This window comes from Oleiagrimonas sp. MCCC 1A03011, from assembly GCF_003267965.1.
GTDB classification, from domain to species: Bacteria; Pseudomonadota; Gammaproteobacteria; order Xanthomonadales; family Rhodanobacteraceae; genus Oleiagrimonas; species Oleiagrimonas citrea.
In genome coordinates this window covers 528,423-543,365 of sequence record NZ_MSPY01000002.1, presented here as the reverse complement: position 1 = coordinate 543,365, position 14,943 = coordinate 528,423, and the positions used below count along the sequence as shown (strand labels likewise).

14 protein-coding genes are annotated in these 14,943 nt (G+C 66.0%); 5 read left to right on the top strand and 9 right to left on the bottom strand.

Translation table 11 applies throughout. From position 1 onward, the window contains the following. Positions 1 to 274 precede the first annotated feature (274 nt). Positions 275 to 1,126, top strand: a complete 852-nt coding sequence (locus BTJ49_RS06055) for a LytTR family DNA-binding domain-containing protein (protein ID WP_168184681.1) — start codon at positions 275 to 277, stop codon at positions 1,124 to 1,126. Between the two features lie 105 nt (positions 1,127 to 1,231). Further along, positions 1,232 to 3,625 (top strand): CocE/NonD family hydrolase, encoded by a 2,394-nt coding sequence (locus BTJ49_RS06050; RefSeq protein WP_113064441.1) that lies wholly within the window; start codon positions 1,232 to 1,234, stop codon positions 3,623 to 3,625. On the opposite strand, the gene ribD is transcribed toward BTJ49_RS06050, so the two are convergent. The 3 genes from ribD to glyA all read right to left on the bottom strand — a co-directional run bounded on the left by ribD (position 3,622) and on the right by glyA (position 6,950). Further along, the gene (ribD, locus tag BTJ49_RS06045) at positions 3,622 to 4,677 is read right to left on the bottom strand and encodes a bifunctional diaminohydroxyphosphoribosylaminopyrimidine deaminase/5-amino-6-(5-phosphoribosylamino)uracil reductase RibD (protein WP_113064591.1); all 1,056 of its coding nucleotides are present in this window, start codon (positions 4,675 to 4,677) and stop codon (positions 3,622 to 3,624) included. The genes BTJ49_RS06050 and ribD overlap by 4 nt on opposite strands. Before the next feature lie 393 nt (positions 4,678 to 5,070). Then, a complete protein-coding gene (gene nrdR / locus BTJ49_RS06040; protein WP_113064440.1) occupies positions 5,071 to 5,610 on the bottom strand; it encodes a transcriptional regulator NrdR in 540 nt (179 codons plus the stop codon). An 86-nt stretch (positions 5,611 to 5,696) separates the two neighbouring features. After that, entirely contained in the window at positions 5,697 to 6,950 is a 1,254-nt protein-coding gene (gene glyA / locus BTJ49_RS06035; RefSeq protein ID WP_113064439.1) for a serine hydroxymethyltransferase, read from the bottom strand. Positions 6,951 to 7,236: 286 nt separating this feature from the next. Here glyA and ettA point away from each other — a divergent pair, with 286 nt between their 5' ends. The 3 genes from ettA to pyrF all read left to right on the top strand — a co-directional run bounded on the left by ettA (position 7,237) and on the right by pyrF (position 10,366). Further along, positions 7,237 to 8,898, top strand: a complete 1,662-nt coding sequence (ettA, locus tag BTJ49_RS06030; protein ID WP_113064438.1) for an energy-dependent translational throttle protein EttA — start codon at positions 7,237 to 7,239, stop codon at positions 8,896 to 8,898. A gap of 91 nt (positions 8,899 to 8,989) precedes the next feature. Next, complete coding sequence (locus BTJ49_RS06025) at positions 8,990 to 9,448, top strand: cupin domain-containing protein (RefSeq protein WP_240601746.1); 459 nt, start codon at positions 8,990 to 8,992, stop codon at positions 9,446 to 9,448. Between the two features lie 96 nt (positions 9,449 to 9,544). Further along, positions 9,545 to 10,366, top strand: coding sequence for an orotidine-5'-phosphate decarboxylase (gene pyrF, locus BTJ49_RS06020; RefSeq protein ID WP_113064437.1), 822 nt, complete (start codon positions 9,545 to 9,547; stop codon positions 10,364 to 10,366). 259 nt (positions 10,367 to 10,625) lie between these two features. Here pyrF and BTJ49_RS06015 read toward each other — a convergent pair whose 3' ends face one another. From BTJ49_RS06015 to BTJ49_RS05990, 6 genes are read right to left on the bottom strand one after another with little or no spacing between them, the layout of a single operon-like run. Then, positions 10,626 to 11,624, bottom strand: coding sequence for a type II secretion system protein GspK (locus BTJ49_RS06015; RefSeq protein ID WP_113064436.1), 999 nt, complete (start codon positions 11,622 to 11,624; stop codon positions 10,626 to 10,628). Continuing rightward, positions 11,621 to 12,307 carry a prepilin-type N-terminal cleavage/methylation domain-containing protein gene (locus BTJ49_RS06010; RefSeq protein WP_343125519.1) on the bottom strand — a complete coding sequence of 229 codons (687 nt, stop codon included), beginning with the start codon at positions 12,305 to 12,307 and terminating at the stop codon, positions 11,621 to 11,623. The genes BTJ49_RS06015 and BTJ49_RS06010 overlap by 4 nt, the downstream gene beginning before the upstream one ends. Further along, positions 12,307 to 12,723, bottom strand: a complete 417-nt coding sequence (locus BTJ49_RS06005; RefSeq protein ID WP_113064435.1) for a prepilin-type N-terminal cleavage/methylation domain-containing protein — start codon at positions 12,721 to 12,723, stop codon at positions 12,307 to 12,309. Before BTJ49_RS06005 ends, BTJ49_RS06010 begins: the two co-directional genes overlap by 1 nt. A 1-nt stretch (position 12,724) precedes the next feature. After that, positions 12,725 to 13,204, bottom strand: coding sequence for a GspH/FimT family pseudopilin (locus BTJ49_RS06000; protein ID WP_255420371.1), 480 nt, complete (start codon positions 13,202 to 13,204; stop codon positions 12,725 to 12,727). Positions 13,205 to 13,254: 50 nt separating this feature from the next. After that, positions 13,255 to 13,695 (bottom strand): type II secretion system major pseudopilin GspG, encoded by a 441-nt coding sequence (gspG, locus tag BTJ49_RS05995; RefSeq protein WP_255420370.1) that lies wholly within the window; start codon positions 13,693 to 13,695, stop codon positions 13,255 to 13,257. A gap of 29 nt (positions 13,696 to 13,724) precedes the next feature. After that, a complete protein-coding gene (locus BTJ49_RS05990) occupies positions 13,725 to 14,942 on the bottom strand; it encodes a type II secretion system F family protein (RefSeq protein WP_113064433.1) in 1,218 nt (405 codons plus the stop codon). Position 14,943: the final 1 nt, after the last annotated feature.

Genomic DNA, 14,943 nt, shown 5'->3' with positions numbered 1-14,943 from the left:
AGGAACTTAATTCCCTCCGTCCCCTTATTGCCTACTTTCTGCCCGACATGGGACATATGCTTCTCGCCAACGAGAACGTAGCGGCGCAGATGATGGAGCGGATGTTATCGGTCGATGCCTTGCAACCCGAGGAATCCACGCAACAGAGCTCTCCCGAAGCCGCGGCCGCCGTGCCTGTTGCTGAAACAGAGACGCCACGGGTATAACTCGACGCATGATTCCCCGGCATGATTCCAGCGCCGACGAAACGACTTCTGCAGTCGACCATCCGGGCATGGGCACCCCGATCTCAGACGCCAGGAACGAGGTTCCGCCGGCTGGCTGGGCGGTCGGCAGCCGCCGATTCAACGTCATCGCGATCACGATCGTGTTCGTCGCGTACAGCGTCACGCTTTACGTTGCGCGCGCCTCGGGGGTCGGCGAAGCCCTGCTCGGCGGACTGGCCAATGCGGTCCCGGTTGCACTCTTCGGGAGCCTTGCCCGTCGAGTGATTCTTCGCCGACTGATGCACGGAAGCGGACTGCGTCAGACGCTGGGACACATCGGGCTGTGCGTGGCGTTCTCGGTGCTCGCGCTGTGGATGCTCACCATTCTGCTCGGCATGATGAACGACCTGTCGATGGTGAGTTTCAGGGTGACGCCCTTCCCCACGCGGGCGAGCGCATGGCAACTGCTGGAGAACGCGACGATCTACGGCCTGATCGCCATGCTTGCCTATCTGCAGGCATGGCGCCCGGTCGCAGCACCGTCTTCCGCCAACCCGGCATCCGGAGCAGAGAAACCGACGTCACCGCCCGAAGAAACGACGCGACACTTCATCCGGCTCGGCGAGGACATCCTTCCGATCGATCTGGACCGGATCGTCTGCATCACCGGGGCAGATGACTATGCCGAGGTGACCACACCAGACCAGACTCATCTGGTGAAGATGACGCTGGCCGAATTCTCCCGCACGCTGGATCCGGGCAAGTTCCTGCGCGTGCACCGGTCCGCCATCGTGAATCTGCACCGGGTCGCACGCGCCGAATCGGCCGGCGGCGGACGCATGCTGGTGCACATGACCACAGGCCAGACCATCAAGGCCAGCCGCGCGGGTTCGAAGCTGCTGCGCACCCGCATTCTCTGATCCGATATCTGTGACGGTTCGCCTGCCGAGCGTGTCCGTTGGCCGATCTTTCTCCGGCGCGCGCCCCGGCATCGCTACCGTGCGGTCTCCACACGGAGATTCCGCATGCCCGCGAAATTCGCGATCCGCATCCTGGCACTGACCGCCATCCTGGGCGCAGGCTCACCGCCGGCGTCCGCTCTTCCGAGCCGAGCCGTTTCGCCGATACCCTCAACGTCGACGCTCCGACTGCCTTCCGACGTGACCGTGCAGACGGCGGCGCCGGTCATGAGAACACTGGCCCGGGCGCTGCTGCAGAAAACCGATCCCGAAAAAGATCCACGGATCCGTCTCGACAACCGGTTCCGGCTACTCTCCGTGGCAGGCAAGCCGAAACAGGCTCGGGCGACGCTGGCGACCCTGCGGCAACTTCGACTGCGCCGCCACGCCATGCAGGCAGGCGCGCGTGACCTGCAGTTCGTCATCCTCGCCCTGGCCCGCGCGCACGGGCCACTGTCTACGTCACGCTTCGCCGACGCTTTTCACCGGGTGATGACGCCTCTGGACAATCGCACGGCCAGCCTGGTCGTACGCGCCATTGACCTCAATCCCGTCTACTACCCCTTCGCCGAACGTTTCAGGCACGCTCTGAACGCCACCAAGAAACAGCCCCAGCTGTCCTTCACCGACGCCATCGCGCTGGTGCGTGCCTATCAGCTGTACGACGCCTACCTCGCCTTCCAGCGATATGCGAGACCCCTGATCGATGCCGAGGATGCCCGCCGTTACCGAATCCGCCACGTGCAGGTGAAGACCCAGGACGGCGCCAGCATTTCTGTGCTGGTAGTTCGCCCCCGTAACACGCATGACAGGCTACCGGCTCTGCTCAACTTCACGATCTACGCCGATCCCCGCTCCAGCCTGAACGAAGCGCGCCGCAGTGCGGCGAACGGCTATGTCGGTGTGGAAGGCTACACGCGCGGCAAGGCGAGCAGCCCGGACACACCGGTAGCCTACGAGCACGATGGCCGGGATGCCGACGCGGTCATCAACTGGATCGCACGCCAGCCCTGGAGCGATGGCCGCGTGGGCATGTACGGCGGCAGCTACGAGGGCTTCACTCAGTGGGCCGCGGCCAAGCATCTGCCGCGGGCACTGAAGGCACTGATGCCCTCGGTCGCCGCGGCACCGGGCATCGACGTCCCGATGGAAGGCAACGTGTTCCAGACCTTCGCCTATTACTGGCCGCTGTATACGTTGACCAACAAGACGGTGAACAACCGCATACTGACCGATCAGGCACGCTGGCGACGGATGCAATGGCGCTGGTATGCCGAGGGCAAGCCTTACCGCGACCTGCCGAGGATCGACGGCACGCCCAACCCGACCTTCGAGCGCTGGCTCGAACACCCGTCCTACGATGTCTACTGGCAGTCGATGATCCCGTACCGCAGGGATTTCGCGAAGATCGACATCCCCGTCCTCACCACGACTGGCTATTACGACGGCGGCCAGATCAGCGCCCTCTACTACTACCGTCAGCAACGCAGGTACGCACCGAAGGCCGAGAGCTACCTCCTGATCGGCCCCTACGATCATGTCGCCGGACAGCGTGGCACCCTTGACCAGTTGGGCGCACCACGGGACGTGATTGATGGCTACCACATCGACCCGGTCGCACACATCGATCTGGGCACCCTCCGCTACGCTTGGTTCGACTATGTGTTCAAGCACGGCCCCAAACCCGCGTTGCTGAAGAACCGGGTCAACTTCGAGGTCATGGGTGCCGACACGTGGCGGCACACCGACTCCATCGCGGCCATGCACGATGAACAGCGACGCTTTTTCCTGCGTCCGGCGCGACAGCCGGGGAGCCGCAATCGTCTTGCCGCGACGCCGCGACGCGATGCGGTCACGCCGCTGACAGTCGATCTGGCCGAACGCGACAAACAGGACCCCTTCACCGAGTTCGGCCGCATCGTCACCCGCAGGATCGACCACTGGAACGGCTTGGTCTTCGAAAGCGCACGGTTCGAACACGCCGTGCAGCTCAACGGCCTGTTCCATGGACATTTCGATGTCACCGCGAACAAACGCGATTTCGACTTCGAGGTGGATCTCTACGAACAGCGCCCGGACGGCCGCTATGTCCGACTCTCGTACTACATGGCGCGGGCCAGCTACGTGAAGGACCGCACGACGCGCCACCTGCTCACACCCGGCGCCCGCACTCGGCTCGACTTCACGTCGGGTCGCCTGATCAGCCGGCAGCTGCGCAAAGGAAGCCGCCTGATCGTGGTGCTCAGCGTGATCAAGAACCCTTTCGCGCAGATCAACTACGGAACGGGCAAGGATGTCAGCGACGAAGACATCGCCGACGCTGGCACACCGTTGAAGTTGCAGTGGCACGGCGACAGCCAACTCGACGCCCCTCTCTGGCGCGGTGACCCAGTCATCCGGAAGCCGAATCGCGCGGAAGCACACGGCCCAAAAAGAGAAAATCGACCGCCGTCGAGCTAGGAGCGCGGTCGCAACCGCAATCGCAGGTCCTCGCCCAGCGTCCGCCGACCCGCCACAGCCAGTTGCCACCGCCGCGCCATGTCGTCGAGCGGTGGTAACGCCATCAGCGGTCGCGCCCGGTCGCCCAGCAGCACCGGCGCGACGTAGAGCAGCAACTCGTCTACCAGGCCCGCAGCGAACAGTGCGCCGCATAACGTCGGACCCGCCTCGACATGCAGTTCATTGACGCCGCGGCCGGCGAGCATGCCGAGTACGGCACCCAGATCGAGACCCGTGTCGGTCTCCGGCACTTCGGCACACTCGACGGCGGCGAAGCGCACACCCGGCTTCGCCGAGGAGCCGTGCAACATCAATGTCGGCGCGCTGCCATCCAGCAGATGCGCGCCCTCGGCCAGACGCAAATAGCGGTCGAGGACCACGCGCAGCGGCGGCACGTGCGGCACGTCGCCCAGACGCATCGTCAGGCGCGGATCGTCGGCCAGCGCGGTGCCGCTGCCGGTGAGGATCGCGGAACTGCGCGCGCGCCAGCGCTGCACATCGTTGCGGGCCGCTTCACCGGTGATCCACTTGGACGTGCCATCGGCCAGCGCGGTGCGGCCGTCCAGACTCATCGCCAGCTTCACGCGCACGAACGGTCGGCCGCGCTCGATGCGGCTGAAGAAGCCGATGTTCAGTTCGCGCGCGGCATCGCGCATCAGGCCCGATGCGATCCCGATGCCGGCGTCGCGCAGTCGCTGCAGGCCCGCACCAACCGCCTGCGAGGTGTCTTCCGAGGCCATCACCACGCGCACCACGCCGGCCTCGATCAGCGCGTCGGCGCACGGTGGCGTGCGTCCGTGCAGGCCGCAGGGTTCGAGCGTGACGTAGGCCGTCGCGCCGCGAGCGCGTTCGCCCGCGGCGCGCAGGGCATGCACTTCGGCATGCGGCTCGCCCGCGCGTTCATGAAAACCTTCGCCGACAACGTCCTCGCCGTGCGCGATCACGCAGCCGACGCGCGGATTGGGTTGCGTGGTGAACAGGCCCCGCTCGGCCAGGCGCAGGGCGTGGCTCATGTGGCGATGATCGAGTGCGCTGAACATGCGCGGCTCCGTGGAAATATCCGCAAAGCCTATCGGAAGCCGTGGGTGGATGTCTTACGCGCTCGTTCGTCGATGGCGGTCGCCTTTGTCGCCCCGCCGGGATGGCGCTCCCCGCCGCACTCTCCACGGATCGTCCTTCCTGCGAAAGCAGGAACCCAGTGTCTTTGTTCCGTATCGCTGCGGCAGGCGCTGGGTCCCGCCTTGCGCCGGGATGACGGCATGTGGGGATGATGGCCTGTGAGGGATGACGGCCTGCGAGATCGGCCGGCCATGCCGGAAGCTGCGGACGCGCAGGCGGCGCGTGGGTTCGGGACGGGGCGCGCAACGCGTTGCCCCGGGTCACGAGCGCTTCGACAACTGGCGCAGTTATTCCTTGTCCTTGTCCTTGTCCTTGCCCTTGTTCTTGCGCTTGCCCTCGCCCAGCAACGGCAGTTGCAGGCCCTGCAATTCGGGCAGGTCGCGCTCGAGCCTCTCGATCTCTTCGCGGAAGGCGTGCACGTCCTCGAAGCGGCGATACACCGAGGCGAAGCGCACGTAGCCGACCTGATCGAGCTTCTTCAGCTCGCGCATGACCAGCTCGCCGACCTGACGCGAAGCCACTTCGCGCTCACCGCTGCGCCGCAGGTCGTTGATGATGGTGCGCACGGCCGTGTCGACATCGTCGCTGGCGACCGGACGCTTCTGCAGGGCGCGCTGGAAGCTGACGCGCAGCTTGCGCTCGTCGAAGGTCTCGCGGCGGTCGTCGCTCTTGACGATGGCCGGCAGCTTCAACTCGGCGGTCTCGAACGTATTGAAGCGCTCGCCGCAGGACGGGCACTCGCGACGGCGGCGCACGGTGGCGCCGTCGTCGGTCAGGCGCGAATCGATCACGCGCGTGTCTTCGTGCTGGCAGAACGGGCAATGCATGGTGATTTCGGCAGACGACGGGGATCAGCGGCCCAACCGCTTCTTCGACCGCATGCGCATCGTCGAGTGCCGTCTCCTCCCTCGCCTCAGCCGTACACCGGATATTTCTTGCACTGCGCCGTGACCTTCTCGCGCACGGCGTCGATGACGGACTCGTCCTGATGCGCGTCGAGCACATCGCACATCCAGCCGGCCAGTTCCACGCAGTCGGCCTCGGTGTAGCCGCGCGTGGTCACCGCCGGGGTGCCGATGCGCAGGCCCGAGGTCACGAACGGCGACTGCGGATCGTTGGGCACGGTGTTCTTGTTGACCGTGATGTGGGCGCGGCCCAGCGCGGCTTCCGCGTCCTTGCCGGTGAGGTCGCGGCCGATCAGGTCGATCAGCACCAGGTGGTTCTCGGTGCCGCCGGAGACGACCTTGTAGCCGCGATCCATCAGCGTCTTCGCCATCGCCTTGGCGTTAATCACGACCTGCTTCTGGTAGACCTTGAAGTCCGGTTCCAGCGCTTCCTTGAAGGCCACGGCCTTGGCCGCGATGACGTGCATCAGCGGGCCGCCCTGGATGCCGGGGAAGACGATGGACTGCAGCTTCTTGACCAGCTCCTCGCTCGGGTCCTTGGCCACGATCAGCCCGCCGCGCGGGCCGCGCAGGGTCTTGTGCGTGGTCGAGGTGACGACGTGTGCGTGCGGCAGCGGACTCGGGTACACGCCCGCGGCGACCAGACCGGCGATGTGCGCCATGTCCACGAACAGATACGCACCGACCTTGTCGGCGATGGCGCGGAAGCGCGCCCAGTCCAGCACCTGCGAATAGGCGCTGAAGCCGGCCACGATCATCTTCGGCTTGTGCTCGACGGCCAGGCGCTCGACTTCGTCGTAGTCGACCTTGCCTTCGTCGTTCACGCCGTACTGCACGGCGTTGAGGATTTTGCCGGACAGGTTCGGCTTGGCGCCGTGGGTCAGATGGCCGCCGTGCGCCAGGCTCATGCCGAGGATGGTGTCACCCGGCTGCAGCAGCGCGAAGTACACCGCCTGGTTGGCCTGCGAGCCCGAATGCGGCTGCACGTTGGCGTAGTCGCAGTCGTACAGCGCCTTCAGGCGGTCGATGGCCAGCGCCTCGGCCACGTCGACGTATTCGCAACCGCCGTAGTAGCGCTTGGACGGATAGCCCTCGGCGTACTTGTTGGTCAGTACGGAACCCTGGGCTTCCATGACGCGCGGGCTGGCATAGTTCTCCGAAGCGATCAGCTCGACGTGGTCTTCCTGGCGCTGCGCCTCGTCGGCGATGGCCTTGGCGAGCGCGTCGTCGAAACCGGCGATGGTCATGGATTTGGCGAACATACTGGGGTTCCGTGGTGTGCAAAGCACCAAGTATAGCGGTCCTGTGGAGGTGAAACAGGCCCCGCGCGACCTGTCGGCAGACGCCGGCAACGGACTTCGGCCCTGCCCAGGCCCCATGCAGGTCGCGCGCCTCGTTCGCATCCTCGCGTGGTCGACGCACCGCCGCCCGCAGCAGGATGCTTGCAGAGCGCGCATAGGCGCGACACGGTCGCCCTAGTCGCCCCGAAGCGACTATAATGAGGGGTTGATTCGTCCGCAGTCCGCGCACCCGATACCCGGAGCTTCCATGCAGTACATCTACACCATGAACGGGGTCAGCAAGATCGTTCCCCCGCAGCGTCAGATCATCAAGGACATCTCGCTCAGCTTCTTCCCCGGCGCCAAGATCGGCCTGCTGGGCCTGAACGGTGCGGGCAAGTCGACGGTGCTGCGGATCATGGCCGGCGTCGACACCGATTTCCAGGGCGAGGCCCGCGCCGCGCCGGACATCAAGGTCGGCTATCTCGCGCAGGAGCCGGAGCTGGACCCGAACAAGACCGTGCGCGAAGCCGTCGAGGAAGGCGTCGGTGAAGTCCTGCAGGCGCAGGCGCGTCTGGAAGAGATCTATGCCGCCTATGCCGAGGAAGGCGCCGATTTCGACAAGCTGGCCGAAGAGCAGCAGAAACTGGAAAACCTGCTGGCCGCCAACGACGCGCACGCACTGGAACGCCAGCTGGAAGTGGCCGCCGACGCCCTGCGCATTCCGCCCTGGGACGCCAAAATCGGCCCGCTGTCGGGCGGCGAGAAGCGCCGTGTGGCGCTGTGCCGACTGCTGCTGTCCAAGCCGGACATGCTGCTGCTCGACGAGCCCACCAACCACCTGGATGCCGAGTCGGTCGACTGGCTGGAAAACTTCCTTCGCGACTTCCCCGGCACCGTCGTGGCGGTCACCCATGACCGCTACTTCCTCGATAACGCCGCCGAGTGGATTCTCGAACTCGACCGTGGCCGTGGCATTCCGTGGAAGGGCAACTACACGTCCTGGCTGGAACAGAAGGACGAGCGCCTGGCACAGGAAGCCGCGCAGGAGAAGGCCCGCCAGAAGGCCATCAAACGCGAACTGGAATGGGTGCGTTCCGCCAAGAAGGGTCGCCAGTCCAAGGGCAAGGCACGCCTGCAGCGCTTCGAGGAACTGAATTCGGTCGACTACCAGAAGCGCAACGAAACCAACGAAATCTTCATTCCGCCGGGCGAACGCCTGGGCAACGAAGTCATCGAGTTCAAGGGCGTCAGCAAATCCTTCGGCGATCGCGTGCTGATCGACGACCTGTCGTTCAAGATTCCGCCGGGCGCCATCGTCGGCGTGATCGGCCCCAACGGCGCCGGCAAGTCGACGCTGTTCAAGATGATTACCGGCACGGAAACGCCCGATACCGGCGAGGTCAAGCTGGGCCACACCGTGAAGCTGGCCTACGTCGACCAGTCGCGCGACGCACTGGAAGGCGACAACAACGTCTGGCAGGAAGTCTCCGGCGGGTCGGACATCATCACCATCGGCAACTTCGAGATCCAGTCGCGCGCCTACATCGGTCGCTTCAACTTCAAGGGCACCGACCAGCAGAAGCGCGTCGGTAACCTGTCCGGCGGCGAGCGCGGCCGTCTGCACATGGCCAAGACCCTGCTGCAGGGCGGAAACGTGCTGCTGCTCGACGAACCGTCCAACGACCTGGACGTGGAAACCTTGCGCGCGCTGGAGGACGGCATCCTCGAATTCCCGGGCTGCGCCATGGTCATCAGCCATGACCGCTGGTTCCTGGACCGTATCGCCACGCACATCATCGCCTTCGAGGGCGACTCGCACGTCGAGTTCTTCCCCGGCAACTACGGCGAGTACGAGGCCGACAAGAAGCGCCGCCTGGGCGAGGAAGCCGCGCGCCCGCACCGCATGCGCTACAAGAAGCTGGTCTGAAGCCGGCGGCGAACGCGCAGGTCGGGACAAGGCCCGGCTTGCGCGGCGCACCATCCATTCTTGCGAGGGCGCATCCTTGAACGAGCATCCCGTGACGATCGATCCCGAGGAGCTTCCGGCCCGCACCGGCTCCGGCTATCCGCAACCGTTCGCCGCGCGCATGGGCGACCGCGCCCGCCGTGCTCTGGGCAATGCCTTCGGCCTGAGCCAGTTCGGCGTCAACCTGACCCGACTGGGGCCCGGCGCGCACTCAGCGTTGCGCCATGCCCACGCACTGGAAGACGAGTTCGTCTACATCCTCGAAGGCACCCCGACGCTGATCACCGACGCCGGCGAGACCGTGCTGCGCCCGGGCATGTGCGCCGGCTTTCGTGCCGGAACCGGCGACGCGCACGCGCTGGTCAATCGCAGCGATGCCGACGTGGTGTACCTGGAAGTCGGCAGTCGCAAGGACAACGAGTCCGTGGACTACCCCGACGACGGCATGCTGGGCCGCACCATCGATGGACGTTGGACCTATCTCCACGAGGACGACACACCGTTCGAGTGAACGTCGCCAGAGGCGGAAATCCGCATCAGGCTCACTCACGCATCAACGACTGGAATGCCCGCGCGGCACCGAACGCACACAACACGAGGAGCGATCATGAATTTCATGCAGGCCTTGCGCACGCGCTGGAGCGAGGCGGACACGATGGTCTGCGTGGGTCTCGATCCTGACCCATCGCGATTCCCCGCAGTCGTTCGCGACGATCCGGACTCCGTATTCGCCTTCTGCCGCGCCATCGTCGACGCCACCGCCGATCTGGCCTGCGCGTTCAAGCCGCAGATCGCGCACTTCGCCGCGCTGTGCGCCGAAGACGCGCTGGAACGCCTGATCGCGCACATCCACGATGCCCACCCCGACGTGCCGGTAATCCTCGACGCCAAGCGCGGCGACATCGGCTCTACAGCCCAGCGCTACGTCATCGAAGCCTTCGACCGCTACGACGCCGACGCGGTGACGCTGAACCCGTACCTGGGCCGCGATTCGATCCAGCCGTTTCTGGACCGCGCCGACAAGGGCGTGATCCTGCTGTGTCGCACCTCCAATCCGGGCGGCGCGGATTTCCAGAATCTCGACTGCGGCGGTCGGCCGCTGTATCAACGCGTAGCCGAAACCATTGCCCGCGATTGGAATGAACACGGCAACTGCGCCCTGGTCACCGGCGCGACCTTCCCCGAAGAACTGGGGCAGGTACGCCGCATCGTCGGCGACATGCCGCTGCTGGTTCCGGGCATCGGCGCACAGGGCGGCGACGTCGAGGCCGTGCTGCGCGAGGGCGCGGACGCGAGCGGCGCCGGGCTGATGATCAGCTCCTCGCGCGCCATCCTCTACGCGGGCTCGGACGACGACTACGCTCAGGCCGCGCGTGCCGCGGCGAACCAGCTACGCGATCAGATCAACACGTACCGCTCCAAGGCCTGAATCGCCGAACGCTCGTCCGCGAAAGCCCTCCGTCCATCCAGATCGCAACGAAGTAGGAGAGGAGCGCCGAAGCGCCCGAACGATCATTTTCCGCATCGCTCGCCGCATTCCCATCGAACACTCGACGGGACAACCCATGGCCTCTCCACGGTGGATGTCAGGATGGCTTTCACGCCGCATCACCTCCTTTTCGCGCACCATGGATGGTGGGCCCACGCAGCATAGCGCACAGTTCCACAACGTCCTGAAAGACTTTCGGTCAGCGTGCGCCGAGGCGCAGACCGCCTGCGCCCTGTGGTCCAGTCGCATCCTTGCCGCGCACCGGCCCGCCACGGGACGCCCCACGGGCATCCGACGATGCCTGACCGGCCTCGCCATACCGCCAGTGCAACACGCGGTACGGTGCGCCGCCGGAGGGCGCCCCACCGAAGCGCACGACCGCGTCCACCGCGGCGCGCACGCCGTTGGGCAGCGTCGCTACGGCGTGGATGTCCTGCGTATTGCCGTTGCCGCCTCCCATCGCGGTCATGCCGCCGATGATGCCGGTCGGCGCAGGCTGCGCCGAGCTGTTGCGCTGCTGGCGCAGCTGGATGTACTGACTCGCCTTCTCCGCGTCCATGCCGGGAAGCGCCTGTAGCACCAGCGCCGGAGCGCTACCGACATTCGGCGAGTTGCGTCCCGACCAAACCGTGATCGCTGGTGCAATCCGGGTATACAGCGCCGCGTTCATGCCCAGCACCATCTGCAGTTCCTCTATGGTGACGAAGGGACCGTTGCGCGGCCCGTAGTCGCGACCGGCTTCGCGATACTGTGCGCGCTCGGCACCGTTCGGGCGCGTGGCGTCGTCGGCATCGCGCCAGTCCTGCACCGCCTCGCTCAATGCCTCGGCCTTGTCGTGATCCAGGCCCGCCGCATGAAACAGCCCTGTCAGCAACTGCGGCGTCGCGGCGTTGAGATCGATCTTGCCGCTTTCGTCGTGGAGCGTCACCTTGATCTTGGCGTTGTCGAATTGGAACGTGTACGGCCGCCCATCGGCAATCCAGCGGCGCTTCGGGTCGGATTCCCGCAACCCGTACACGGCGCGCGCGATGCCCGCCTCGGCAGCGTAGCGCGCGCGCGTCTGGTCGAACTGGTAGCGTGCCTGCAGGCCCTCGGTGCGCGTGGTCACTGCATAGGCGGCGAGCATGATGGTCAGCAGCGCCGTGGCCCACAGCACCACCAGCAGCGCGACCCCGCGTTGTGCGTGCCGGCGCCTCATCGCTGCCCCGCCTGCGGACGCAGAATCCGCCGCAGCAGACCGCCGGTGCCGGCGACCGCGCTGGCGTCGACGCGGATCGGCGCCACCAGTTCCGGCCAGCTGCCCTTGTCCAGTTTCAGATCCAGCCGCACCAGCGCCGGCGTGCGATCAGTATCCTCCCAGCGCGACATCCAATTCGTTGGCTTGCGCAACCGGTCGTAGCCGCGGAAATCGAACCGTCCGTCGCGGATGCCAGTCAGCAGCACCTGCGGCTTGCCCAGTTTCTTCGGCTTGGAACCGTCCGGCGGCAGCAGGGAGAACGACACCTGGAGCCGATAGCCGTGCCCACCCTTCTCCGGCACCAGTTCGACGGTCTGCAACTGCGGACCCAGCTTGCCCAGATAGCCGGGCAGCGGCGCGACATACTGCAGCTTGTCCGGTCCACCGGTGAACACGATGGCCTTGCCATCGTCGTTGGCCGCCCAAGGCTGACGCACAGCCTGTGCCAGTTCGCGGCGCAGGAAATCCTGCGTCGAGCGCACCGCATCCGTGCGTTCGACGAAACGCTGTCCGGAACGCACGCTCATCGTCGCGGAGTGGATGCCCGACCACACCGCCAGCAGCAGCAGCGAGAGCAGCACCATCGCTGCCAGCACTTCCAGCAGCGTAAATCCTTCTATGCGCGAACGACGACGCATGCTCATCATGGCGTCCCCGACTGAACGAACCGGCCCTGGTCCTGCGCGCGTAGCGTGCTGAACTGCGCCCGACGGACATGCCCGCCCTGCTTCCAGGACACGGTCAGGTCGAGGCGGAACATGTCCAGCTGTACCGGCGTTCTACCGGGATTCCGGGGCTGCCAGCGACGCACCTGAAGCTGCCAGTGGAACAGCTTGTCGCAACGCCCCTGGGTCACGCCTGCGCGAATCGGCTCCAGCACGAACGCGCTGTCCATCGCCGACTGCGCGCACAGCGCGGCACGCGTGTGCGCATCGGCGTTGACGGCCAGACGGGTGGCATTGCCCATCGTCGTCAGCAGCGCGGCGAACGCCAGCGACAGCAACAGAATGGCCGCAATGACCTCGATCAGCGTGAAACCTCGCTGGCGTGCCCGACGCATGTCAGCCTCCGGCCCGCGTCTCGACCACGGCCACGCTGCCGGTCAGCCAGGCCACGTTGACGTGCCATTCGCGCTGCCCGTGACTGAGCGTGATGCGCCCACCGGTGGAACTGCCGTCGGGGAAGAAGCGGATACGCCCGCGATGCTGATCGATGCGGTCCTCGACGGCGCTGGTCAGGGCCAGCGCCATACCTTTCGGCAGCTCGACCTTGGGCCGCCCCGGCGCCTGGTAGATGTGCTGCGCGACATCGACGGTGAGGGTCTCCTGTTTGCCGTGAACGATGGCCTGCGCCCGCGTGTAGCGCAGCGCCGCAGCCAGATCGGCGCTGGCGCTGCGGATGCGCGCGGAGGTCAGCCCACGGGTGACGGAGATCGCCACCACCGTCGCGGCGATGCTGATCAGGATGATGACGACCAGCATTTCCAGCAGCGTGAAGCCGGAAGCATCCGGCCTTATCGAACGGCGGTTCCGGGCGCGCAACGGCCGGACCCCTACGGATCCGGCGGCCGGTCCACGGAACCGCGCGTGGATCATTCCCAGTTACCCACGTCCTTGTTCATGCCGGAACCGCCCGGACGTCCGTCATGGCCGTAGAAAATCACGTCGTAGTCGCCGTGGTCGCCCGGCACCTTGTAGCCGAAGGCATGTCCCCAGGGGTCCTTCAGCTGCTTGGCCTTCAGATACGGACCCAGCCAGTCCGACGCGCCCGACGGCTTGGTCACCAGCGCGTCCAGGTTCGGCGGTGCGGAACCGTTGTCCATCGCGTAGCGCTGGATGGCGGTGTCGATCGCGGTCAGCTGCGCCTTGCCGGCGCCGTACTTGCCCTTGTCCAGGCTCTTGCCGACCTGGGTGTAGACGATGGTGCCGATGATGCCGATCAGCACGATCACGGCCAGCATTTCCAGCAGGGTGAAACCACCACTGCGGATGGCTCGTGGATGGCGCATCCGTTGCATCGCTTGCTTGCTCATCTGAACTCCTCGTTCTGCAAATGAATGTCTCAACCGATGTTGCTGGTCAGGCTCAACAGCGGCATCAGGATCGCCGCCATGATGAAGGCCACCATGACGGTCATCACCACCGTCAGCGTCGGCACCAGGGCCGCCAGCAAACGATCGATGGAACGCTTCGATTCGACGTCGAAGGTGTCCGCCACCTTCAACAGCATGTCGTCGATGGCGCCGGCCTCCTCGCCGACCTGCACCATCTGCAGCGCCAGGCGCGGAAACTGCTTGGATTCGGCCAGGGCCACGCCCAGTCCGGCACCGCCCTTGACCGCCTCCGCCGCTTTCACCAGCGCCGCTTCCAAAGCGGTGTTGCGGGTCACCTGGCGGGTGATGTTGAGGGCCGTCATCATCGGCACGCCGTTCTTCAGCAGCGTGCCCAGCGTCCGCGCGATGCGCGCGGTCTCGACCTTCAGCAGCACCGGCCCGAGCACCCGCATGCGCAGGCGCCAGCCATCGAAGGTGCGGCGCGCTTCAACATCGCGCAGACGCATGCGCAGGAAGAAGATGCCGCCGACCAGCAGCAGAAGCATCAGCCACCAGCCGCTCTGCATCACGTTGCCGATGCCGAGGACGATCTTGGTCATCAGCGGAATCGGCACATTCATGTCCGCGAAGATCGGCACGAACTGCGGCACCACGTAGGTCAGCAGCAGCAGCAACGAACCGACCACGCCGACCATCAGGAAAGCGGGATAGATCAGCGCGTTGACCACGCTGGAACGAAGCGCCTGTGCGCGCTCCAGATAATCGGCCAGACGACGCAGCGTGACGTCCAGCGAACCGCCGGCCTCGCCCGCGCGCACCAGACTCACGTACAGGCGCGGGAACGCGCCGTGCTCCTCGTCCAGCGCCTGCGACAGCGTGCCGCCGCCGCGCACCCGCTCGCGAATGCGTTCGACCAGCTTCTTCGCCCGTTCGCCCTCGGGCAGATCGAGCAGAATGCCCAGCGCACGGTCCAGCGGCTGTCCCGCTCCCAGCAGCGTCGCCAGCTGATGCGTGAACTGCGCCAGTTGATCGCCCGTGAACGGGCCACGCTGCAGTAGCGACGCGAACATCGGCGCGCCGCCGTTAGCATCGGCCGGTTTGGCTTCCAGCGGCGTGTGCCCCTGGTCCTGCAGGCGCACCACCACGTCCTCGACGCTGGCCGCCTCCATCTGCCCCTGCAGCACCTCGCCGGAAGCGCTGATCGCGCGATAGCGGAACTGCGCCATC